Origin of the sequence: Pseudohongiella nitratireducens (assembly GCF_001642735.1) — a bacterium.
Classification (GTDB): Bacteria; Pseudomonadota; Gammaproteobacteria; order Pseudomonadales; family Pseudohongiellaceae; genus Pseudohongiella; species Pseudohongiella nitratireducens.
The window spans coordinates 138,939-159,279 of the sequence record NZ_LWHM01000034.1 but is presented as its reverse complement, the minus strand read 5'-3'; the positions used below and the strand labels follow the sequence as shown (position 1 = coordinate 159,279).

The following is a 20,341-nucleotide window of genomic DNA, read 5'->3' as shown; positions in this document are numbered from 1 at the left end:
GCACTACTCGTCGAGAAATTCTATCTCTACCAACGACAGCGTTGTTGTCGTGCCATTACTTTCTGTCTGTTCGAGTCGGGCCAGGGTGTATTGATATTCTACTGCCAGCCAGAGAATGGTGCTGCGTTCACTGTCCGGCTCCCGCCAGCGCTCCACACGAAGTGCCGGCATCGTCCCTTGCGTTGTTTCAACCTCTTCAAAGGCCATGATGTCGTATTCATGAACTTCGCTTTCGCGACCGTCGACGATAGTAAAACTGAGCCGGATCGGAGACTCAGATAATGAGGCGAGCTTGCCCTGCTGGTCGAGTTGCTGAACCATGGCACTGAGCTGTGCAGAAAAACTTAATCCGTCCAGCATGCCGGGTTCAGCATCAATTTCCTGCTCATGGTCATCCCGTCGTAAATTGACGGTGCCTGACTGCCAGTCGAAATCAACTGACTCCTGGCGCTTGCGAATACCGCCTTGTTCAAACGCATACTCCGTGGGCCGGGCGCCGCTGTTTTGCCACTGAAAGTAGCTGCGTTCTTCGACCTCAATCAACGTGGCACCCAGGATGGATAAGTCGAGTCCATGACGCAGGTAATAACTGCCATCTGCTTCCATTGACAATGTCCGGTAAGCCTCGGTACTCATGCCCATGGCTCGTGCTTCATATTCGGCGCGGTAAGGTTGAGGCGCGGGCAGATCATCGGTCTGTGCAAATACAGGGGGGGCAAAGGTGCTGGCGGTACAAAACAGGATGCCGAATAAGGTGGCAGCCCACCCCCGCAGTTTCTGCTGTCGAGTCAGTGTCAATCGGCAATAGCTAAGGTTGTTATCCACTCAGACCTCCGGTTAGACCCTTGCCTGCTGCTTAGCGTTAAAGGGGTCAGGCTTTGCTTCGTACTCCCTCGGCACTCAAAGGGGTGCCATCCAGTAATACCCCCGAGTCGGAAAGCTTCAGACGTTTCAGTGCAAACCAGCTTACCACTTCCGGGTATATTTTGTGCTCTTCGCCGGCTACGCGTGCTGCCAACGTGTCGGCATCATCACCGGGCAATATGTCCACCACGGCCTGCCTGACTACCGGGCCACCATCGAGCTCTTCGGTGACAAAATGGACACTGACACCATGTTCTTTATCACCGGCTTCCAGTGCACGCTGGTGCGTCTTGGTCCCTTTATACTTGGGTAACAAAGACGGGTGTATGTTGATCAGTCTGCCCTGGTAATGCTGAACAAAGGCTGAACTTAGTATGCGCATGAAGCCGGCCAGGACAATCAGGTCAGGCTGATACTGATCAATCACCTGGATCATTGCCTGATCGAACGTTTCCCGATCCGGGTATTGTGTATGGGGTATCACATGAGTGCTAACACCCGCGTCGGCGGCACGTTGCAGGCCGTATACGCCATCTTTGTTGCTCAGTACGGCGACAATGTCATAGGGTTTGTCAGCCAGGTCCAACATGGCTTGCAGGTTACTGCCATTCCCGGAAATCAGGACCACAACACGGCAAAGCGCCGGATTTGGGTGGTTGTCGTTCAGACCGCCCACGCTGTTTTTACTTCCTGCTGTCATGCGTATTGACCGGTGACCTTTACAGTAGGTTTCTCATCATCCTGTCGGGTGATGCTGCCGATGATAGCGGCACCGCGAGTCATGGCGCTAAGCAATTCTACTGCTTTCCCAGCCTGGTCGGCAGGCACGCAAATGACCATGCCAATACCGCAGTTAAAGGTACGCAGCATTTCCCGGTTAGCGATGTTGCCATTGTCTTGCAACCAGTCGAAGATGGCAGGCCGCTGCCAGGTATCACTGTCGACGTCAGCGCAAGTGTGATCAGGCAGAACCCGGGGAATGTTTTCCAGCAAGCCGCCACCAGTAATGTGGGCAATGGCATTGACCGTCACCTGTTTGCGCAGTTCTGTAACCGCTTTGACGTAAATTTCTGTTGGTGCCAGCAGTACCTCGCCGAGCGTGCTGTCTGCAAAAGGGTCGTCCAGGCGGGCATCGGATACTTCAAGCACCTTGCGGATCAATGAATAGCCGTTGGAGTGAGGGCCGGAGGAAGCCAGTCCGATCAATGCGTCTCCCTCTTTGACCTGCCCCTGCTGGATGATTTCACTTTTTTCCACAACACCGACAGAAAAGCCGGCCAAATCATAGTCGCCTTTCTGGTACATGCCCGGCATTTCGGCAGTCTCACCGCCAATCAGTGAACAGTTAGCCTGGCGACAGCCTTCGCCAATGCCTTCAACAACCTTGCTGGCAACCTCCACATCCAGGCCGCCGGTAGCATAGTAGTCAAGGAAAAACAGCGGCTCAGCGCCACAGACAATCAGGTCATTGACACACATGGCAACCAGATCAATACCGATGGTATTGTGATGGTTGCTCTCGATAGCAAGCTTCAGTTTGGTACCAACACCATCGGTGGCTGACACCAGCACGGGCTCGCGATAGCTGCTGGGCAACTCACACAAAGCACCAAAGCCGCCAAGGCCTGAGAGGACTTCCGGACGGCGGGTTGCCTGGGTGACTCCCTTGATACGCTCAACCAGCGCATCGCCAGCGTCAATATCGACGCCAGCATCTTTGTAACTCAACCCTTTCTGTGGTGAACCGGTTGATTGGTCATCAGCAGACTGTGTGTCTCGGGAAGATTCATCGATAGGCTTTTTGGAGTCGGTCATATTGGCTGCGCTTTGTGAAAAAAATGGAAAGGTTATTTTAACAGTTAGCAACTCGAACGTCAGTCGATTATGTTAATGCGACGGGTGATCGGGTATGATTTCGCTGATAAATTCGTCGAGTCAGAGGCAGAATGTTCCCAAATTCCAACATAGCGATGTTGCGGCTACGTAAAAGCAGGGCTCAATGGCTGTTCGCTGCCATGGTATTTATGGCATTGCTGCCTGGTGCCCCTGTTGTTCAGGCGTTGCCTGTGACCGGGTTGTATGAAGAAACCATTGCCGTCAATAATCAGAGTGAACAGGAACGCCAGCGTGCCTACCGGCAGGCGTTTCAGCAAGTTCTGGTGAAAGTCACTGGGGAAACGCGGTGGCTTGAGCATCCGGCGATAATCGACGCCCTGCGCATGTCCGCGTCCTATGTTTCAGAAGTAAGCTATCGCTCAGGCCCTGAGGGCGGAGCCCTGAGTGTTCAGTTTGACCAGGCATTACTTGATGACTTGCTGAACAGGGAGAATATACCTGTCTGGGATAATAACCGCGCCAGTATTCTGCTTTGGCTGACCCTCCAGAGTGCTGACGGGCGTCGAGTGGCGCTTGGCTCTGGCAGTGAACATGAATTGATCGTACAAAGCCAGGCCTTTGCCGATCGCCGGGCAGTCCCTGTGTTACTGCCTTTGCTGGATCTGACAGACCGTCGCCTGGTGACCCGGGAAGAGGGTTGGTCACTCGATTCCGAATCATTACAATCGGCGGCACAGCGCTACGGTGCTGACAGTATTCTGGCCGGACGGATTCTGGAAACACCGGACGGGCAGTGGGTGGGGTTGTGGCGCATCATGTTCAGGGATCGCAATGAAACATTTGACCACCTGGATTCAGTGGATAGTGATTACATGACAGTGCCGCTGGATCGATTGACCTCGATGCTGGCCAATTATTTTGGCCTGGTGTTGAGCGAGTTTGAACAGCGTGATTCAGTTCGGGTAGAGATCAGCGGCATCAATAACATGCAAAGCCACCGTCAGGTCGTGGATTACCTTTCCTCTCTGTCAGTAGTCGAGCAGGTCTCGCTGACCGCACTGCGGCCGGGCACGATTGAGTTACGGCTTGACCTGGCTGGTACACGACAAATGCTGAGTGAGTTCATCAGCCTGGGACGTGATCTGCAGCCTGGTAACTTTGAGCCGGGTGAACCATTACCACAGGTGTTGAATTTTCGCTGGACCCGATGATTAATGACTGACATGAATCCCGCTTCCCCCAGGCAGTTGCCACTGCGTTTAAGTCTCAATGATGAGGCAACATTTGATAACTTCTATGCGCCTGTGCAAGACGCCGGGCATGAACTGCCGGCTGTTATGCATCTGAAACAGCGCCTGTTTCAGTGGGCAACCGCCGGGGAGGTGGTGCCGCAACAAGGCACGGTGCTTTCGGACTTTACCTGGTTGTGGGGGAGTCAGGGAGCGGGGTGCTCGCATTTGTTGCAGGCCGTTTCCCATCAGGCAGATGCAGCCGGGCTGGCGGTATTCTATCTGGATATGGCCATGCTGGATGAGTTGTCACCCGACATTCTGATCGGGCTTGAGGCCATGGATGTACTTTGCCTGGATCACATAGAAAGTGTATTCGGTCAGGCCGAATGGGAGCAGGCGCTATTCCATTTATATAACCGCCTGGTCAGTGAAAATACTGCGCTGCTCATTGCTGGTCAGCGCAGCCCTGCACAGTGCCAGCTGTCCCTGGCTGACCTGCAGTCCCGTCTTCAGTCGGCCGTGGTGTTCCATGTGCCGCATCTGACTGATGAACAAAAAGTGCTGGCGCTGCAAATGCGGGCAAATCGCCGCGGGTTTGAGCTGGGTAGTGATGTCGCCGAGTATCTGGTCAGGCGCTGTGAGCGAAGTACCACAACACTGTTTGGTATTTTACAGGACCTGGATCAGCACTCGTTGGCGACACGACGAAAAGTGACAATACCATTATTGCGCACCTTGCTGGATGAACAGGAAGCTGCGCAATAGCGATTAAGACATCAGGTTTTGCCCCAGGTATTTGCGGGCTGTCCGAATATAGATGACAGCAGTGGTAAATACCGCCACACATAAGCCGCAGTAGAGCAGGTCATAGACCAGGTTGCCGGGGACGTTGATAACAACCACGGCGTGAATAAAATACAGCAAAATGGCAAAGCTGAGCCAGGCATAAGCCCTGGGATTGTTATTCTTGATGCCTGGATAGAAAATGCTCAGCGGCAAGACCTTGAATAGCCACAACGCTATCGCCACGGCAATTGTCGCTCCCTGAAAGGTGATCAGTACGGCATCTCCAGTGAACAGGCCAATTAGCCCGAAATAGCTGCTGCGCGCCGCCAGCCTGGCCCGTTTTACTTTCAGTTGGCCTGCCTTGTTTGGTTCCCACGTTTCTGTCATATCAGACAGACTCCTGTAATTGTTGCGCCAGTTTACCAAGTCGCTTGCCGGTAGCCAGGCAGATTTCCTGTTCGTCATCACTCAGTGGCAAGTTGCTGTCATTACCGGCCACATGACTGGGACCATATGGCGTGCCGCCACTTTGTGTGCGCATCAGGGCGGGAGTGCTGTACGGGACACCGCCTATTACCATGCCATGATGGAGCAGTGGCAGCATCATGCTAAGCAGTGTGCTCTCCTGTCCGCCATGCATGCTGGAACTGGATGTGAAGGTCACTGCGGGTTTATCGATTAAGGCACCAGTGGCCCACAAGGATCCGGTGGAGTCCCAGAAGTGTTTCATCGCAGCTGCCATGTTGCCAAACCGGGTCGGACTGCCGAGAGCGAGGCCGGCACAATGACGCAGGTCATCTTCCGTGCAGTAGACCGCACCTGCCTCTGGTACCGGGGGTTGACTGGCTGTGGTATCTGGTGAGACCGCGGGAACGGTTCTCAGTCGCGCCTCCATATTGCTGGCCGATTCAATGCCACTGGCTATCAGCTCGGCCATTTTGGCGGTGGCACCATGACGACTGTAATAAAGCACCAGTACGTAAGGAGAGGCAACAGCCATCAGGAAGGCTCCTCAATCAAGGTGAGGACATTTTCCGGGGGACGGCCCAGCACAGCGCGATCGCCGAAAACCACCACAGGTCGCTCTATCAGGATTGGATTGCTGGCCATGGCGTCGATCAGCTCTGCTTCGCTCAGGTTGTCATCGGCCAAGTCCAGTTCTGTGTAAACCGGCTCACCCGTGCGCATTAATTCGCGAGCTGATATTCCCAGGGCTGACAACACCGTTTGCAGTGTTTCTGCATCAGGCGGGTCCTGAAGATAAAGGCGCTGGGTTGGGTCGATGCCATTTTTTTGCAAAAGCGTTAACGTTTGTCGCGACTTTGAGCAGCGCGGATTATGAAAAATGACAAATTCAGTCATGGTGTGTCCTTGTGCAGGTCTATGTCCAGATTTTCTTTGATGGCTTTGCCTTCAGCGGTGCTTGGCGTTTCTTTAAGTAGCTCGGCAAAAGTCATTTGTCCGAATTCGGTATCGGATTCCTTATGAAACTCGTCCAGAAACATATGCATTGCCCGTTGTTCCTGGCAGCGGTGGCGGATATCCCGGCCGTCAGGAGCGTATTCGCGTAAGCGGTGCCGGATGTCATTGATACGGACAGATTCTACGGAATTCACCGGCAGGTAACTGCGAGGCTGATCGTCAGTCGTCCTGATGAAATTAATGCTTATCAATAAAGATAGTGCAGCTTCGATCATGGGTGGGGGTAACCGGGTATAGGCGTGCAGTTCTTCCAGTGTCCACGGTGGCTGGTTTTTGCGGAAGCGCTTTACCACCAACATGGCGATGGTTAGTGTCAGCTCTTCTTTGGTTTGCTGGCTAAGCCCCAGTGGTTTTCGGCCGCTTCGGGCTTTGGAAGGGTATTGATGATAAAAAGCCACTGATGAACCTATCATCAGCATTAGCCAGCCCAGATAAATAAACAGCATGACCAGAATAACCGCGAAGAATGCAGCATAGATCACCGCATTGGCAGAGTTTACCGTAATGAAATTCTGGAATACCCAGCCCATGGTTTTCCAGGCAATGGTTGTGACAACGCCGCCGAGCAAAGCTGAGCTGAATTTGACCCGCGTGTTAGGGATGAAGCTGAAAGCCAGAGCAAATGCCAGGGACATAAAAAGTAATGGCATTATCTCAGCCATGACACGTAGAAAGTGTTCGCCAAAGGTTACAGTTTCCAGGTAGCGAACAAAGAAGTTGGTGTTGACATAAGAGGCAATACCAACCGAAATCAGGATCAGTAGCGGGCTGACAATGACGGCAAAAAGATATTCGCTGACCCGGTTGGCCAGTGAGCGAGGCTGTGAGACTGACCAGATGTAGTTGAACGTGAATTCTATTTTTTGCATCATGGTCAGTACTGTGTACAGCAGTACACCCAGGCTGACGACGCTGAGAACATCGACCCGGACATTGTCGACAAAGCTGACGACATTATTGGTAATCTGTGCGCCGTACTCGCCCAGGAAAGGCTCCAGGGTTCCGAGCAGAAATGGCTCCAGCGAGTTGTGTACACCGAGCCCTTTTAATACCGAGAAAGTCAGTGCCAACATCGGCACAATAGCAATCACGGTGTAATACACCAGGCTCATGGCGCGCAGGGAAAGCTGACCTTCGGTCATGTCACGAATGATGGCGTAGATGATGCGCAATGTTTTCATGCCGGCGCGTTGCCACTGGTTAAAGCCAGCAGCATCATCATCCTGCCAGATGAAACTGTCGATGATGGTTCGAATATCCTGGATTGATCGAACTCGCATAGTTCACCCTGGTTGGCTGAGGCCAGCCATAAATGACCAGCCTCAGCTGTCGTGGTTTGAAGCCGTTACTGTGCCAGTCTGGCTTTCAGTATCTCGACCACTTCATTGCGTGGCAGTAACTCGGGGTCGCTGGCGCCGCGTGCCTTGTATTCAATCTGGTCATTCTCCAGGCCCCGTTCAGAAACAACCAGGCGGTGTGGAATTCCCATCAGCTCCATGTCCGCAAATTTGACTCCGGGACTGGTTTTTCGGTCACGGTCATCGAGAATAACATCGATGCCCGCTGCTTCCAGGGCAGACTTCAGTTCCTCACTGACCGGCATGACGCTTTCTGACTTGTGCGCGTTCAGTGGCACAATGGCGACCTGAAACGGGGCAATGGCATCGGGCCAGATAATGCCATTTTCATCGTGGTTCTGTTCAATGGCTGCTGCCACGATTCGGCTTACACCAATGCCGTAACAACCCATGTTCATCATCACTGATTTGCCGTTTTCATCCAGCACCGAGGCGTTCATGGCCTGGCTGTATTTGGTACCCAGCTGGAAAATATGTCCCACTTCGATACCGCGTTTGATGGACAGGGTGCCCTTGCCGTCGGGGCTACCATCGCCTTCGCGAACCTTGCGAAGGTCAAATACCTGTTCGTAACTGGCGTCACGGTCCCAGTTGGCATTGCGTAAATGGTAGCCGTCACGGTTTGCGCCACAGATGAAATTTCGCAGTGATGCTGCGCTTTTGTCAGCAACAACAGGCACGCCTTGCAAGTCGCATGGGCCCAGGCTGCCAGGTTTGGCGCCCAGCGCTGCGAAAATTTCTTCGTCTGTTGCCATGGTCATTGGTGATAGCACGCCAGGTAATTTTTCGGCCTTGACGGGATTCAGTTCCTGGTCGCCGCGCAGTACCAATACCATCAACCCTTTCGGATTGGCTTCGCTGGTTTCGGCTTTGATGACCAGTGTTTTGACCAGAGACCGCTTGTCAGCTGCCAACAGGTTTGCGACATCTTCAATGCTGCGTGCATCGCCTGTAGCGACTTCTTCCAGTGCTTCTGCTGTGTCGTCACAGCTGAAATCGGCATCGCTCAGAATGCCATCAGCCAGTTCGATGTTGGCGGCATAATCACTGTCAGAGCTGAACACGATTTCATCCTCGCCAGAGTCTGCCAGCACATGGAACTCATGTGAGGTGCTGCCACCGATATTGCCGGTATCGGCCAGCACTGCCCGAAAATCGAGGCCGAGGCGCTGAAAAATATTGCTGTATGTCTGGTACATCAGCTCGTAGGTCTGAGCCAGCGAACTTTCATTGATGTGGAAAGAGTAGGCGTCTTTCATCAGGAATTCGCGCGCTCGCATCACTCCGAACCGGGGTCGGCGTTCATCGCGGAATTTCATTTGAATCTGGTAGAAGTTGACCGGCAGTTGCTTGTAGCTATTGAACTCGTTGCGAACCAGGTCGGTAATCACTTCTTCGTGAGTCGGGCCCAGGCAGAAATCACGCTCATGTCGATCCTTGAAGCGAAGCAGCTCAGGTCCCATCTGATCCCAGCGGCCTGACTCTTGCCAAAGCTCTGCCGACTGAACGACTGGCATCGAGACTTCCATGGCGGCGGCACGGTTCATCTCTTCTCTGACGATCTGGCTGACCTTTTGCAGTACGCGCAGACCGGCGGGGAGCCAGGTGTACATCCCACTGGCGAGTTTGCGGATAAGACCCGCTCTCAACATTAATTGGTGGCTGGCTATCTCTGCATCAGCAGGCGTTTCCCGAAGGGTGGCGATTAAATATTGACTGGTGCGCATGAGTCTACAATAGGTTCCGGTGACAATGAGTGGGGTAAAGACAAAATACCCGCGCCCTGACAGATCAGGGCCCGGGTATCACAGTGGTCCGTGCGGTTTGATTGGTTTACTGAGCGAACTCTTTGAGTTTTTTCAGCGGTAAAATCTTGACACGTGTACTGGCTGGTTTGCGGGCGATATCCATGAACTCGCCGGGTTTGAATGGGTTGGGTACATTCTTGCGTGCAGGCTGAGCCGGTTTTTTGACTGCCTTGATCTTGAGCAGACCTGGCAGGGTGAATTCACCGACACCGCGTTTTTTGATGTGTCGCTCAATCAGTACACCCAATTCTTCCAGTACAGCATCAACCTGTTTTTTGGTCAGGTCCGTGTTCTGGGCGATTTCGGTGAGGATTGCGGCTTTAGTGTACTTGTCTGAAATTGCTGTTTTCTTTTTTACTGGAGTTTTGCTTGCTGGTTTTGAAGCTGCCATGCTAGTTCCCGTTAGTCTGGTTGTTGTCTGTTTGATTCAGGTCGTTTACTTCGATTGCCGGTTACGGGGCTGATCCATACCCATGTTCGCAACCTTAGTTTATGGTCAATAGTCTGTGGTCAATTGCTCAAGACCTGTTGTGAGTCAGGTTCTTTGCTGTTGTTATAATCATTATACCCAGCTATTTATAAAGGATTGAATGCCCTCTAGCAAGTGTCCGGAACGGTGTATGTGTAAGGGTTTGAGCTCAATCTCACAGCAATTATACATAATGCGGGAATGTACCGGTTTTCAGATGATCAATTTTAAGAAAAGAGGTATAATCGGCGGCTTTTCGGCGGATCTGCTTTTCCGTTTCGGCATTTGACGATCGCAACAGCAGGGTATGGGTTGATTTTTCGGAGGATGAATTACAACTATGCCAATTTATGATTATCAATGTAAGGCATGCGGGCACCAACTGGAAGCCATTCAGCGTATGAGCGATGCACCGCTCAGCGACTGCCCGGCTTGTGGCAAACCAGAACTTGCCAAGCAGATATCGGCACCCAGTTTCCGGTTGAAAGGGACTGGCTGGTATGAAACCGATTTCAAGACGGGTAACCGGAAACACGGTACCCAGGATGCCAAAACGGCAGGCTCGAATACGAGCGGCAGTAACAGCAGTGCCAAGCCAGGCGGTAGCAACGCAGCCGCCAGCTAGTTAATGATACAGCTGGGCAGAAAACAGAAAAAACAGAAAAAACAGAAAAAACAGAAATAAGTCACACTTTAAAGCAATCGATTAAGAAACAGACAGGACGGATTATGCGCAGTCATTATTGCGGACAGCTAAATGCAGAAAGGATCGATGAAACCGTAACGTTATGTGGTTGGGTTCATCGACGACGCGATCACGGGGGCGTGATCTTCGTGGATCTGCGGGACCGCGACGGACTGGCTCAGATCGTATTTGATCCGGACCGGGAGTCTACGTTTGCCGATGCTGAAACCCTGCGCAATGAGTTTGTTGTGCGTGTTACCGGTCGGGTTCGTGCGCGCCCTGACGGGACGGTCAATAAAGACCTGCCCAGTGGCGAAATTGAAGTGCTGGCGCATGAGCTGGAAATCCTGAGCCAGGCAAAAACACCTCCATTCCAACTGGATGAGCATTCCTCCGTCAGTGAGGATGTCCGCCTGCGTCACCGTTATATCGATTTGCGTCGCCCGGAGATGATCGACCGTCTGCGGTTTCGCTCCAAAGTGACAACCGCTATTCGTAACTTCCTGGACGAGCACGGTTTTCTGGATATCGAAACGCCGATCCTGACGCGCGCGACGCCGGAAGGTGCTCGTGACTACCTGGTGCCGAGCCGCACCCATCCCGGTGAATTCTTTGCATTGCCACAGTCGCCCCAGCTGTTTAAACAGATCCTGATGGTGGCGGGCATGGATCGGTATTACCAGATTGCCAAGTGTTTCCGCGATGAAGACCTGCGTGCTGACCGTCAGCCTGAATTTACCCAGATCGATATTGAGACTTCCTTTCTTGAGGAAGACGATATCATGTCGATTGCGGAAAGCATGATTCGAGACATCTTCCAGAAATACCTGAGTGTTGATCTTGGCGACTTCCCCCGTATGACCTGGGAAGAAGCCATGCGTCGCTTTGGTTCCGACAAGCCTGATCTGCGTATCGACATGGAATTCACGGATGTCGCTGATCTGATGGCCGGCGTTGATTTCAAAGTGTTTGCCGGTCCGGCGAAAGACCCGGAAAGCCGGGTAGTGGCTTTGCGGGTACCAGGCGGTGCTGCACTGACGCGTAAGGTGATTGACGATTACACCAAATTTGTCGGTATTTACGGTGCCAAAGGTCTGGCCTGGATCAAGGTCAATGATCTGGCAGCCGGTATGGAAGGTCTGCAGTCACCGATCATCAAGTTCATGCCGGAAGATGTAGTGCAGCAGGTGCTTGAGCGTGCCGGTGCCCAGACGGGTGACATCGTATTCTTTGGCGCTGATAAGATCACAGTGGTCAATGAAGCCATCGGTGCATTGCGTCTCAAGGCTGGTGCCGATATGGGTATGGTCAAAGAAGGTTGGGCGCCGCTGTGGGTCGTCGACTTCCCGATGTTCGAGAAGAACAGCGATGGCTCGCTGGCAGCGCTGCATCACCCGTTCACTGCCCCACAATGTTCGCCTGCTGAATTGCGTGAGAATCCGGCAACGGCATTATCCCGCGCCTATGACATGGTGCTGAACGGCACTGAGCTGGGCGGTGGTTCGATCCGTATTAATCAGCCTGATATGCAGCAGGCGGTTTTCGACCTGCTTGGTATTGGCGAAGAAGAGGCGGAAGAGAAGTTTGGCTTCCTGCTCAATGCTTTGTCGTCCGGTTGTCCGCCCCATGGTGGCCTGGCCTTCGGTCTGGATCGACTGATCATGTTGATGACAGGCGCGAGCTCTATTCGGGAGGTGATCGCTTTCCCGAAAACACAATCTGCATCCTGCCCGTTGACCGATGCCCCTGGGCCGGTCTCAAACCGACAATTGCGTGAGTTGAATATTCGTTTGCGCGAAAAACCGGGCGCTGCAGAAAGTTAAGTTGCCCGGCGTAAGGCTGGACAACCCTTTCAGGAGTCAGCAATGACCCTCATACTGGGTATTGACCCCGGTTCCCGGGCAACCGGGTTCGGGGTTATCGAGGTAGATGGCAACCGCTTGCGTTATGTCGCCAGCGGTTGTATTCGTCCTGAGCCTGGTGCCCATCCACAGCGGCTACGCACCATCTTTCGTGGCATCACCGAGGTGATCGAGCGTTATTCCCCTCAGGAAAGCGCCATTGAAGAAGTCTTTTTGGGTAAAAGTGTGTCTTCAGCATTAAAGCTGGGTCAGGCCCGGGGCAGTGCCATGGTGGCCTGCGTTGAGCACGATCTGCCGCTGGCTGAATACCCCGCCCGCACGGTTAAACAATCCGTCACCGGATCTGGTTCTGCTGATAAGTTGCAGGTGCAGCATATGGTCAGAGCTTTGCTGGGTCTGCAGGGAAAGCTTCAGTCTGATGCTGCCGATGCCCTGGCTATTGCGATTTGCCATGCCAATACGCGTAGCAGTATGGTAAAGATTGCCTCGGCGCGAGGGTTCAGCCGGCGTCGCTTTCGTAGCTGATTTTATTGGCAGCCAGGGATTAATTGTTGGGTTCGCACGTAATCGAACAGGAAAGGAATAATAAGGTGTACATGTGATTGGACGACTGACAGGTAAATTGCTGGTGAAGCAGGCCCCGGAGCTGCTGGTTGATATCCAGGGCCTTGGTTATGAGGTGCTGGCGCCGATGAGTACTTTCTACCAGTTACCGGCGGTCGGTGAGGGCGTTATGCTGCATACGCACCTGGTGGTGCGAGAGGATGCCCAGCTCCTGTACGGTTTTGCCAGTACCAGTGAGCGTGAATTATTCCGTGCCCTGATCAAAGTCAATGGTGTCGGCCCCAAGGTCGCTCTGGCTATTCTTTCTGGCGTTAGTGCAGACGAGTTTGTTCTGTTGGTCAATCGAGGTGACGCAGCGGCGTTGACCCGCATACCGGGGATTGGTAAAAAAACGGCAGAGCGTTTATTGCTGGATATGCGGGACCGGCTAAAGGAATGGCAGACAGAGCCAGTGGCCGGGGATGGCACGGCAGGTCCGGCCAGCAATGCCTCAGGAGGCAGCTCACAACCTGATGCCCGGCAACTGGCTGAAGAGGCTGAAACGGCGCTTATTGCGCTGGGATACCGACCCGCAGAGGCAACTAAAATGATTGTGCGGGTTCAGAAAGATAATCCGGGTGTGGTGCGCAGTGAGGAGCTGATCAGGCTGGCACTGCAGCGAGCTATATAGCAATAACTCGTATTGAAATCGTGCATTGAAAATATTGTGCACCAAAATCGTGTCAGGGAATCACATGAGTTATATCGAGGAAGATAATCAGCGTCTGATCTCCCCGGAAACGGAAGGGGGGCAGGAACAGAGTGTCGACCGTGCTATCCGGCCGTTGTCATTGACTGATTATATCGGCCAGGATGATGTGAAGCAGCAGATGGATATTTTCATCAGTGCTGCCAGGAATCGCAACGAACCGCTGGATCATACGCTGATTTTTGGTCCGCCCGGGCTTGGTAAGACGACACTGGCTAATATTATTGCTAATGAGCTGGACGTTTCTATAAAAACGACATCTGGCCCGGTATTGGAAAAAGCAGGCGACCTTGCGGCCATGCTGACCAATCTGGAGCACGGGGATGTGTTGTTCATTGATGAAATTCACCGCCTGAGTCCCGCCATTGAAGAAATTCTCTATCCGGCCATGGAAGACTACCAGCTCGATATCATGATCGGAGAAGGGCCGGCTGCCCGTTCCATAAAACTGGAGTTGCCACCGTTTACGCTGGTCGGGGCAACGACTCGCGCGGGGTTGCTGACATCTCCCCTGAGAGACCGCTTTGGTATCATCCAGCGGCTGGAGTTCTATGACACCAGTCAGTTAAGCGAAATTGTCACCCGCTCAGCCAGGATTCTTTCCTGTGCCATGGATGAAGGCGGTGCTCATGAAATCGCCCGTCGTTCCCGTGGCACGCCAAGAATTGCCAATCGCCTGCTGCGCCGGGTCCGTGACTTCAGCGATGTCCGTCATGATGGCGCCATCAGTCGTGATGTGGCCAGTCAGGCGCTGGATATGCTGAGTATTGATGATAACGGTTTTGACCACATGGATCGCCGTTTACTGATGACACTGATTGAGAAGTTTGGTGGCGGACCGGTGGGGGTTGATAGTCTGGCTGCCGCGATTAGTGAGGAACGTGACACCATTGAAGATGTCCTGGAACCTTACCTGATTCAGCAGGGTTTTCTGATCCGTACGCCAAGAGGCCGTATGGTGACTCCACACGCCTATCTGCAGTTTGGATTGCCGGTGCCGGGCCATGAATGATAGTCAGAATTTGGACATATTTGATCAGCCTTGTGTCATTGACGGCAGTAGGATAAGTTGTATCACTGCTTTATAATCTACCGAATTTGCCCCGTAACCAGACTGGAGATTGCCTGGTGCAGAATGAGTTAAGTGTTTGGACCCTGATTTTCGAAGCGACGATTGTCGTGCAACTGGTCATGCTGATTTTGTTGCTTGCCTCAATCGTGTCCTGGGTCATGATTATTCAACGCCTGCTTGTGCTTAACAGTGCCGATCAGGGGATGTGGAATTTTGAAAAGCGTTTCTGGTCTGGCATGGATCTTAGCCAGCTGTACCGGGAAGGTAGTAATCAGCAAAAAGATAACAAACCGACTGGCGGCATGGAAAATATCTTCCGGGCCGGCTTCAAGGAATTTATGCGACTTCGCCAGCAGGGTGGTGTCAGTGCCGAAGGCATTATGGCGGGAGCTCAACGGGCCATGCGCGTAGCCTACTCTCGCGAGGAAGAGAAGCTGGAGAAGCATTTGCCATTCCTGGCGACGGTTGGATCTGTGTCCCCGTATATCGGCCTGTTTGGTACTGTGATTGGCATCATGAACTCTTTTATTGCACTGGCAGGTCAGGGGCAGGCGTCTTTGCAGGTAGTGGCGCCGGCCATTGCAGAAGCCTTGATCGCAACAGCCATGGGGCTGTTTGCAGCGATTCCTGCTTACGTCGCTTATAACCGTTATTCAACACGGGTGGATGCCATTACGGGTAACTATATTACGTTTACCGAGGAATTTGCCGGCATCCTGCATCGTCAGGTGTTTGGCAATCAAAAATAAACCCGACCAGACACAAAACTGGAATAAGTCGTGGATATCATCCGTAAGAAACGTAAACCGATAGGGGAAATCAATGTTGTCCCCTTTATTGATGTCATGCTGGTATTGCTGGTCGTGTTTATGGTGACAGCACCGCTATTGACGCAGGGTTTGCGGGTTGATTTGCCGGAAGCGTCTTCAGAGCCACTGGAGGTGGATGAAGATGCGGAAACCCTGGTGATTGAATTGACGGCCGCGAATGAGTATTACATCAGTCTGGGTGTGACATCGGCCGAGGAGCAGCAACCGGTTGAGCTGGCCATGATCGGTGATCAGGTGTCGCGTATTGTGGAAGTGAACCCCGGCATACAGATATTTGTGGAAGGGGATGCCCAGGCGAGTTACGGGCCCTTTATTAGTTTGATGGAGGCTTTGCGCACGGCTGGCATTACCAGCCCCAACCTGGTTACCAAACCACTGGAATGATCGTGTGACGGCATTTAACGGTTATCCTTTTTCAGTTTTTTTAGCCGTGTTGCTGCATGGGCTGATTATTGGCACCTTATTGATGATGCAGCGGGTCAGTTCGGAGCCAGCAGAGTTGGTACGGCCGCCGTCGGTTCAGGCCCAGTTGGTGGCGGAGAATCCGCAGGCGCGTAATGAGCAGGTGCAGGCGCAGCAGGCTGAGCAGCGTCGTCAGGAAGAAGCCCGACAACAGGAAGCACAACGGCAAGCGGAACAGCGCCGCCAGGAAGAAGCTGCCAGGCAGGAAGCGCAGCAACAGGCCGAAGCGGAAGCACAGCGCGAAGCAGAAGCAGAGCGGCAGGCGCAGTTGCAGCGTGAGCGTGAGGTGCAACAAGAGCGCGAACGGCAAGAACGATTAGAGCAGGAACGCCTGGCCCAGCAACGCCAGGAAGAACAACGTCGCCAGGAAGAGGCTGCCCGCCAGGAAGCACTTCGTCAGCAGCAGGCTGAAGAAGCCGCCAGGCAGGCAGAAGCTCAGGCTGCAGCACAAGCCGCAGCGCAGGACCAGGTAGCAGGTTATACAGCGATTATCCATGACCTGGTACAACGCAACTGGTCCAGACCGCCCAGTGCCAGAAATGGCATGACGGCAGTGCTACGCATTCGCCTGGTGCCGACTGGCGATGTGATTGATGTGGAAATAGTACGCTCCAGTGGCGACGCGGCGTTTGACAGAGCCGCTGAAGATGCGGTGCGTGCCGTAGGACGATTCAGGGAGCTGAGCAGCATGCCCCCAAGGCTTTTTGAGGCGAATTTTCGCTCATTGCTGCTGACATTCAGACCGGAGGATTTGTTGAACTGATGTTACGCCTAATATGTACAGCCTGGTTAGCGCTTTGGTTAAGCACCAATGTCGCTGCTGCCGAATTGAACATTGAAATCACCCGCGGTGTCGATAACCCGATTCCAGTGGCGGTTGTGCCCTTCAGTTGGGACGGCGCAGGTACGCCAGGTGAAGACGTGGCTCAGGTCATTGCGAACAACCTCAGGCAAGTGGGTGAGTTTCAGCCGCTCTCAAGAGCCAACATGCTGAGCATGCCGAACGAGGAAAGTGAGGTTTATTATCGTGACTGGCGTATCCTGGCGCAGCAATACCTGGTGGTGGGCAAGGTCAGTCAGATAGCAGGCGGACAATCCGTGCAGGTGCAGTGGGAGTTCTTCGATATCAATCGGGAGCGCAAAATCCTCGGCGAAGTGTTGACCGGTGATATGAGTCAACTGCGTGATATTGCTCACGAAATCAGCGACGTGATCTATCAGGAAATAACCGGCCGTCGCGGTGCGTTTTCCACCAAAATTCTATATGTGTCCGCTGAAGGTGCTATTGGCAGCACTGTCTACAGCCTGCATGTCGCCGATTATGATGGCCGTCGTGCCCAGGTTCTGCTGGAATCGTCAGAACCGATCATGTCGCCTACCTGGTCACCAGATGGTTCCCAGATTGCCTATGTTTCATTTGAGACCGACCTGCCAAGAATCTACATACAGAACCTGACTACCGGCCAGCGCCGCCAGGTCACTAATTTCCCGGGTATCAACAGTTCTCCTGTCTGGTCACCCGACGGCAGTAAACTGGCCATGGTACTGTCCAAAGATGGCAGTCCTGATATCTATGTGCTTGATTTACAAACGGATGAGATGATTCAATTGACCGATCATCCGCGTGCCGAGACAGAGCCTTCATGGACGCTGGACGGCCAGAATGTGATTTTCACCTCTGACCGAACCGGTCAGCCTCAGGTGTATCAGGCGAATGTTAACGGGGGAGGTTTCCCGGAGCGTCTGACATTTGATTGTTTTTATTGTGCCAAAGGGCAGTACCTGCCGGATGGCGTGAACCTGGTTCACGTTCGTCGCGAGACACGGCAGGACAACAGCTACAGTATTGCGGTAATGAACCTGGAAACAGGTCGCGTTATTACGCTGACTGACACGGCACTGGACGAATCTCCCAGCGTAGCACCGAACGGAAGCATGATCATGTTTGGCACTACCTACAACGGACAAGGGGTGTTGGACGCGGTCTCCATTGACGGGCGCGTCAAGTTCCGTTTACCATCTTCGCAGGGCGATGTGCGGGAACCAGCCTGGTCCCCGTATCTAAACTAGGGCAATCAACGAATCTTTTTTGCTAGTTTGTCTATTGGAGGACACTACATTGGGTACGCAACTGACTAACGTAATTAAAACAACAACATTTGCTTTGGCGCTGATTGGATTAGCTGCTTGTAGCTCGACAAGTGAGACCGAACCGACTGCCCCGGTCGCCCAGGAGTCTTCAGGTGAGTCGGCGGCCGCTCGTGCAGCACGTATGGAGCAGGAGCGACTGGAGCGCGAGCGCATGGAAGAAGAGCGTCGTGAAGAAGCGGCGTTGAATACAACTGTATTCTACTTTGACTTTGACGTAGCAGAGTTTAAAGCTGCTGATCGTGAAACACTGGTTTATCATGCACGCAATCTGGCTTCAAACCCCAGTAGCAGCATCCGCCTGGAAGGTCATGCAGATGAGCGTGGTACACGAGAGTACAACCTGGCCCTGGGCGAGCGTCGTGCCAACAGCATTCGTGATTTTCTGATTGTGAATGGTGCATCCCGTAACCAGATCGAAACCGTCAGCTATGGTGAAGAGCGTCCTGCCGTTCGTGGACAGACTGAAAATGCTTATCGCCAGAATCGTCGTGTAGAGATTCAGCCAGCAGGCTAATTGAAGTATGAAAAAACACCTGACAGTGTTATCGCTATGTGTGTCGGCTGCAGCATTTATGCCTGCAGCTGGTGCCCAGCCGAATAACGACGCCCTGAATTTGCTGCTTGAGCAGGTCAGATCACTGCGCGAAGAAGTGCAGACACTGCGTGGCATGGTAGAAGAGCAGGGCTACGAGTTGCGTCGCTTACAGCAGGATTCGCTCGATCGTTATACTGATCTGGATGGTCGGATCAGCACACTGTACCAGGATGTGGAGTCTGGCAATGCAGCTTCGGCTGCGTTGCCACCTTCTTCCGGTAATTTGCCAGCCAGTGCGAATACTGCCGCCATGACGGGTAACCCGTCAGCTTCACCGACAACTAACACTGCCAGCAATACCAGTGCCGCCAGTGGTTTTAATACCAGTGGTCTGAACAATGGTAATGCGGCAGCATCTGCCTCGTCTTCTGCGAGCGCGGGCAGTAGCAGCACCCAGTTGGCCACAAATGGTGTTGTCTCAGGCAATAACACACCGGTGGTGCCAGCCCCGGGTATCATGACCGAACAGCAGCTGTATGAAAGAGCCCTGGACTCCCTCCTGCAGGAGGAAGCCTATCAGCGCTCTATCGCCGAATTTGATCAGTATCTTGCACAATACCCGGATGGCCGGTTTGTGACCAATGCTTATTACTGGCAAGGTCAGGCATATGTCAATTTGTCTCAGTTTGAACAGGCACGCAGTGCTTTTGAGGCAATTGTTAATAACTATCCGGATGGCCGCAAAATAGAGGATGCCATGTACTCACTGGGTACGGTTTATCACCGTTTGGGTGACAGTTCACGAGCCCGGCAGATGCTGCAGGATGTCCGCACCCGCTTCCCCAATACGTCGGCTGCCAATCTTGCCGACATCTACTTGCGCACTCTCTGATACCGTCCGTGAATCTCCGAATCAACGAAATTTTTCACTCGTTGCAGGGTGAAAGCCGCACAGTGGGTTTACCTACCACTTTCGTCCGCCTTACCGGTTGTCCGCTGCGCTGTGGGTATTGTGATACTGAATATGCCTTTCATGAAGGCAGTCAGATGGCGATTACTGATATCCTGGCGACAGTAAAGAACAACGGCGCAAGACATGTCTGTGTAACAGGAGGCGAGCCTTTAGCCCAGCCTAACTGCCTGGTATTGCTGCGGGAGCTTTGCGATGCCGGTTTTGAAGTTTCTATCGAAACCAGTGGGGCAATGGATATTGCCAGTGTTGATCCGCGAGTCAGCGTGGTCATGGATCTGAAGACGCCTGGGTCGAATGAATGTGATCGCAACCTGATGTCCAACATCACGCACCTGAAGCTGAAGGATCAGGTAAAGTTTGTTATCTGTGACCGGCGCGATTATGACTGGGCCAAGGCGAAGATGGACCAGTATGACCTGCGCAGTCGTGTAGACGAAATCCTGTTTTCACCGTCTTTTGCCCAGGTAACAGCAAAAGATCTGGCTGAGTGGATCCTCACTGATCGCCTGGCGGTAAGAATGCAGTTACAATTGCATAAATTTATTTGGGGTGATGAGCCCGGCCACTGATTGACCGGATATCCATTTAATCCACCAATCCATCAATGCACAAGCAAGTCTTCCA

At 53.0% G+C, this 20,341-nt stretch carries 23 protein-coding genes; 14 read left to right on the top strand and 9 right to left on the bottom strand.

The genetic code is table 11. From position 1 onward, the window contains the following. Nucleotides 1-3 precede the first annotated feature (3 nt). Genes PSCS_RS14780 through purM form a run of 3 tightly spaced genes read right to left on the bottom strand, consistent with a single transcriptional unit; the run spans nucleotide 4 to nucleotide 2,679 of the window. Entirely contained in the window at nucleotides 4-825 is an 822-nt protein-coding gene (locus PSCS_RS14780; RefSeq protein WP_068813033.1) for a DUF3108 domain-containing protein, read from the bottom strand. Between the two features lie 46 nt (nucleotides 826-871). Then, entirely contained in the window at nucleotides 872-1,564 is a 693-nt protein-coding gene (gene purN / locus PSCS_RS14775) for a phosphoribosylglycinamide formyltransferase (protein ID WP_082866768.1), read from the bottom strand. Continuing rightward, a complete protein-coding gene (gene purM, locus PSCS_RS14770) occupies nucleotides 1,561-2,679 on the bottom strand; it encodes a phosphoribosylformylglycinamidine cyclo-ligase (protein WP_082866767.1) in 1,119 nt (372 codons plus the stop codon). Before purM ends, purN begins: the two co-directional genes overlap by 4 nt. A 131-nt stretch (nucleotides 2,680-2,810) precedes the next feature. On the opposite strand from purM, the gene PSCS_RS14765 reads away from it, so the two are divergent. Both PSCS_RS14765 and hda read left to right on the top strand, forming a co-directional pair. Continuing rightward, nucleotides 2,811-3,911, top strand: coding sequence for a DUF2066 domain-containing protein (locus tag PSCS_RS14765; RefSeq protein WP_082866766.1), 1,101 nt, complete (start codon nucleotides 2,811-2,813; stop codon nucleotides 3,909-3,911). A gap of 3 nt (nucleotides 3,912-3,914) precedes the next feature. Next, the gene (gene hda / locus PSCS_RS14760; RefSeq protein ID WP_082866765.1) at nucleotides 3,915-4,697 is read left to right on the top strand and encodes a DnaA regulatory inactivator Hda; all 783 of its coding nucleotides are present in this window, start codon (nucleotides 3,915-3,917) and stop codon (nucleotides 4,695-4,697) included. A gap of 3 nt (nucleotides 4,698-4,700) precedes the next feature. On the opposite strand, the gene PSCS_RS14755 is transcribed toward hda, so the two are convergent. The 6 genes from PSCS_RS14755 to PSCS_RS14730 all read right to left on the bottom strand — a co-directional run bounded on the left by PSCS_RS14755 (nucleotide 4,701) and on the right by PSCS_RS14730 (nucleotide 9,757). Then, nucleotides 4,701-5,105: a DUF2069 domain-containing protein gene (locus tag PSCS_RS14755; protein WP_068813029.1), complete on the bottom strand. Its 405-nt coding sequence runs from the start codon at nucleotides 5,103-5,105 to the stop codon at nucleotides 4,701-4,703. A gap of 1 nt (nucleotide 5,106) precedes the next feature. After that, nucleotides 5,107-5,718 (bottom strand): NAD(P)H:quinone oxidoreductase, encoded by a 612-nt coding sequence (gene wrbA, locus PSCS_RS14750; RefSeq protein WP_068813028.1) that lies wholly within the window; start codon nucleotides 5,716-5,718, stop codon nucleotides 5,107-5,109. Then, the gene (gene arsC / locus PSCS_RS14745) at nucleotides 5,718-6,080 is read right to left on the bottom strand and encodes an arsenate reductase (glutaredoxin) (RefSeq protein ID WP_068813026.1); all 363 of its coding nucleotides are present in this window, start codon (nucleotides 6,078-6,080) and stop codon (nucleotides 5,718-5,720) included. The genes wrbA and arsC overlap by 1 nt, the downstream gene beginning before the upstream one ends. Continuing rightward, nucleotides 6,077-7,480, bottom strand: a complete 1,404-nt coding sequence (locus PSCS_RS14740) for a YihY/virulence factor BrkB family protein (protein WP_068813025.1) — start codon at nucleotides 7,478-7,480, stop codon at nucleotides 6,077-6,079. Before PSCS_RS14740 ends, arsC begins: the two co-directional genes overlap by 4 nt. A gap of 65 nt (nucleotides 7,481-7,545) precedes the next feature. Then, nucleotides 7,546-9,285, bottom strand: coding sequence for a proline--tRNA ligase (locus PSCS_RS14735; protein ID WP_068813023.1), 1,740 nt, complete (start codon nucleotides 9,283-9,285; stop codon nucleotides 7,546-7,548). Nucleotides 9,286-9,391: 106 nt separating this feature from the next. After that, nucleotides 9,392-9,757 (bottom strand): HU family DNA-binding protein, encoded by a 366-nt coding sequence (locus PSCS_RS14730; RefSeq protein WP_068813021.1) that lies wholly within the window; start codon nucleotides 9,755-9,757, stop codon nucleotides 9,392-9,394. A 418-nt stretch (nucleotides 9,758-10,175) separates the two neighbouring features. On the opposite strand from PSCS_RS14730, the gene PSCS_RS14725 reads away from it, so the two are divergent. The 12 genes from PSCS_RS14725 to queE all read left to right on the top strand — a co-directional run bounded on the left by PSCS_RS14725 (nucleotide 10,176) and on the right by queE (nucleotide 20,286). Next, on the top strand, nucleotides 10,176-10,460 hold the full coding sequence (locus PSCS_RS14725) for an FmdB family zinc ribbon protein (RefSeq protein ID WP_068813019.1): 285 nt from the start codon (nucleotides 10,176-10,178) through the stop codon (nucleotides 10,458-10,460). 101 nt (nucleotides 10,461-10,561) lie between these two features. Then, nucleotides 10,562-12,343, top strand: a complete 1,782-nt coding sequence (gene aspS / locus PSCS_RS14720; RefSeq protein WP_317621819.1) for an aspartate--tRNA ligase — start codon at nucleotides 10,562-10,564, stop codon at nucleotides 12,341-12,343. A gap of 42 nt (nucleotides 12,344-12,385) precedes the next feature. After that, nucleotides 12,386-12,907 carry a crossover junction endodeoxyribonuclease RuvC gene (ruvC, locus tag PSCS_RS14715; RefSeq protein WP_068813015.1) on the top strand — a complete coding sequence of 174 codons (522 nt, stop codon included), beginning with the start codon at nucleotides 12,386-12,388 and terminating at the stop codon, nucleotides 12,905-12,907. Between the two features lie 73 nt (nucleotides 12,908-12,980). Next, a complete protein-coding gene (gene ruvA / locus PSCS_RS14710) occupies nucleotides 12,981-13,616 on the top strand; it encodes a Holliday junction branch migration protein RuvA (protein WP_068813013.1) in 636 nt (211 codons plus the stop codon). Nucleotides 13,617-13,680: 64 nt separating this feature from the next. Beyond that, on the top strand, nucleotides 13,681-14,706 hold the full coding sequence (ruvB, locus tag PSCS_RS14705; RefSeq protein WP_068813011.1) for a Holliday junction branch migration DNA helicase RuvB: 1,026 nt from the start codon (nucleotides 13,681-13,683) through the stop codon (nucleotides 14,704-14,706). Between the two features lie 116 nt (nucleotides 14,707-14,822). Next, entirely contained in the window at nucleotides 14,823-15,515 is a 693-nt protein-coding gene (tolQ, locus tag PSCS_RS14700) for a protein TolQ (RefSeq protein WP_082866763.1), read from the top strand. A 30-nt stretch (nucleotides 15,516-15,545) separates the two neighbouring features. Continuing rightward, entirely contained in the window at nucleotides 15,546-15,980 is a 435-nt protein-coding gene (locus tag PSCS_RS14695; protein WP_068813009.1) for a biopolymer transporter ExbD, read from the top strand. A 4-nt stretch (nucleotides 15,981-15,984) separates the two neighbouring features. Further along, a complete protein-coding gene (gene tolA / locus PSCS_RS14690; protein ID WP_068813008.1) occupies nucleotides 15,985-16,821 on the top strand; it encodes a cell envelope integrity protein TolA in 837 nt (278 codons plus the stop codon). After that, entirely contained in the window at nucleotides 16,821-18,128 is a 1,308-nt protein-coding gene (tolB, locus tag PSCS_RS14685; protein WP_068813006.1) for a Tol-Pal system beta propeller repeat protein TolB, read from the top strand. Before tolA ends, tolB begins: the two co-directional genes overlap by 1 nt. Before the next feature lie 49 nt (nucleotides 18,129-18,177). Then, nucleotides 18,178-18,723, top strand: a complete 546-nt coding sequence (gene pal / locus PSCS_RS14680) for a peptidoglycan-associated lipoprotein Pal (protein WP_229694619.1) — start codon at nucleotides 18,178-18,180, stop codon at nucleotides 18,721-18,723. 7 nt (nucleotides 18,724-18,730) lie between these two features. After that, nucleotides 18,731-19,636: a tol-pal system protein YbgF gene (gene ybgF, locus PSCS_RS14675; protein ID WP_068813004.1), complete on the top strand. Its 906-nt coding sequence runs from the start codon at nucleotides 18,731-18,733 to the stop codon at nucleotides 19,634-19,636. An 8-nt stretch (nucleotides 19,637-19,644) separates the two neighbouring features. Next, entirely contained in the window at nucleotides 19,645-20,286 is a 642-nt protein-coding gene (queE, locus tag PSCS_RS14670) for a 7-carboxy-7-deazaguanine synthase QueE (protein WP_068813002.1), read from the top strand. The last annotated feature ends 55 nt before the right edge of the window (nucleotides 20,287-20,341 follow it).

Coding starts and splice junctions, on each gene's coding strand:
- purN (WP_082866768.1), bottom strand. CDS start 1,564: ATGACAGCAGGAAGTAAAAACAGCGTGGGCGGTCTGAACGACAACCAC.
- purM (WP_082866767.1), bottom strand. CDS start 2,679: ATGACCGACTCCAAAAAGCCTATCGATGAATCTTCCCGAGACACACAG.
- PSCS_RS14765 (WP_082866766.1), top strand. CDS start 2,811: ATGTTCCCAAATTCCAACATAGCGATGTTGCGGCTACGTAAAAGCAGG.
- hda (WP_082866765.1), top strand. CDS start 3,915: ATGACTGACATGAATCCCGCTTCCCCCAGGCAGTTGCCACTGCGTTTA.
- PSCS_RS14755 (WP_068813029.1), bottom strand. CDS start 5,105: ATGACAGAAACGTGGGAACCAAACAAGGCAGGCCAACTGAAAGTAAAA.
- wrbA (WP_068813028.1), bottom strand. CDS start 5,718: ATGGCTGTTGCCTCTCCTTACGTACTGGTGCTTTATTACAGTCGTCAT.
- arsC (WP_068813026.1), bottom strand. CDS start 6,080: ATGACTGAATTTGTCATTTTTCATAATCCGCGCTGCTCAAAGTCGCGA.
- PSCS_RS14740 (WP_068813025.1), bottom strand. CDS start 7,480: ATGCGAGTTCGATCAATCCAGGATATTCGAACCATCATCGACAGTTTC.
- PSCS_RS14735 (WP_068813023.1), bottom strand. CDS start 9,285: ATGCGCACCAGTCAATATTTAATCGCCACCCTTCGGGAAACGCCTGCT.
- PSCS_RS14730 (WP_068813021.1), bottom strand. CDS start 9,757: ATGGCAGCTTCAAAACCAGCAAGCAAAACTCCAGTAAAAAAGAAAACA.
- PSCS_RS14725 (WP_068813019.1), top strand. CDS start 10,176: ATGCCAATTTATGATTATCAATGTAAGGCATGCGGGCACCAACTGGAA.
- ruvC (WP_068813015.1), top strand. CDS start 12,386: ATGACCCTCATACTGGGTATTGACCCCGGTTCCCGGGCAACCGGGTTC.
- ruvB (WP_068813011.1), top strand. CDS start 13,681: ATGAGTTATATCGAGGAAGATAATCAGCGTCTGATCTCCCCGGAAACG.
- tolB (WP_068813006.1), top strand. CDS start 16,821: ATGTTACGCCTAATATGTACAGCCTGGTTAGCGCTTTGGTTAAGCACC.
- ybgF (WP_068813004.1), top strand. CDS start 18,731: ATGAAAAAACACCTGACAGTGTTATCGCTATGTGTGTCGGCTGCAGCA.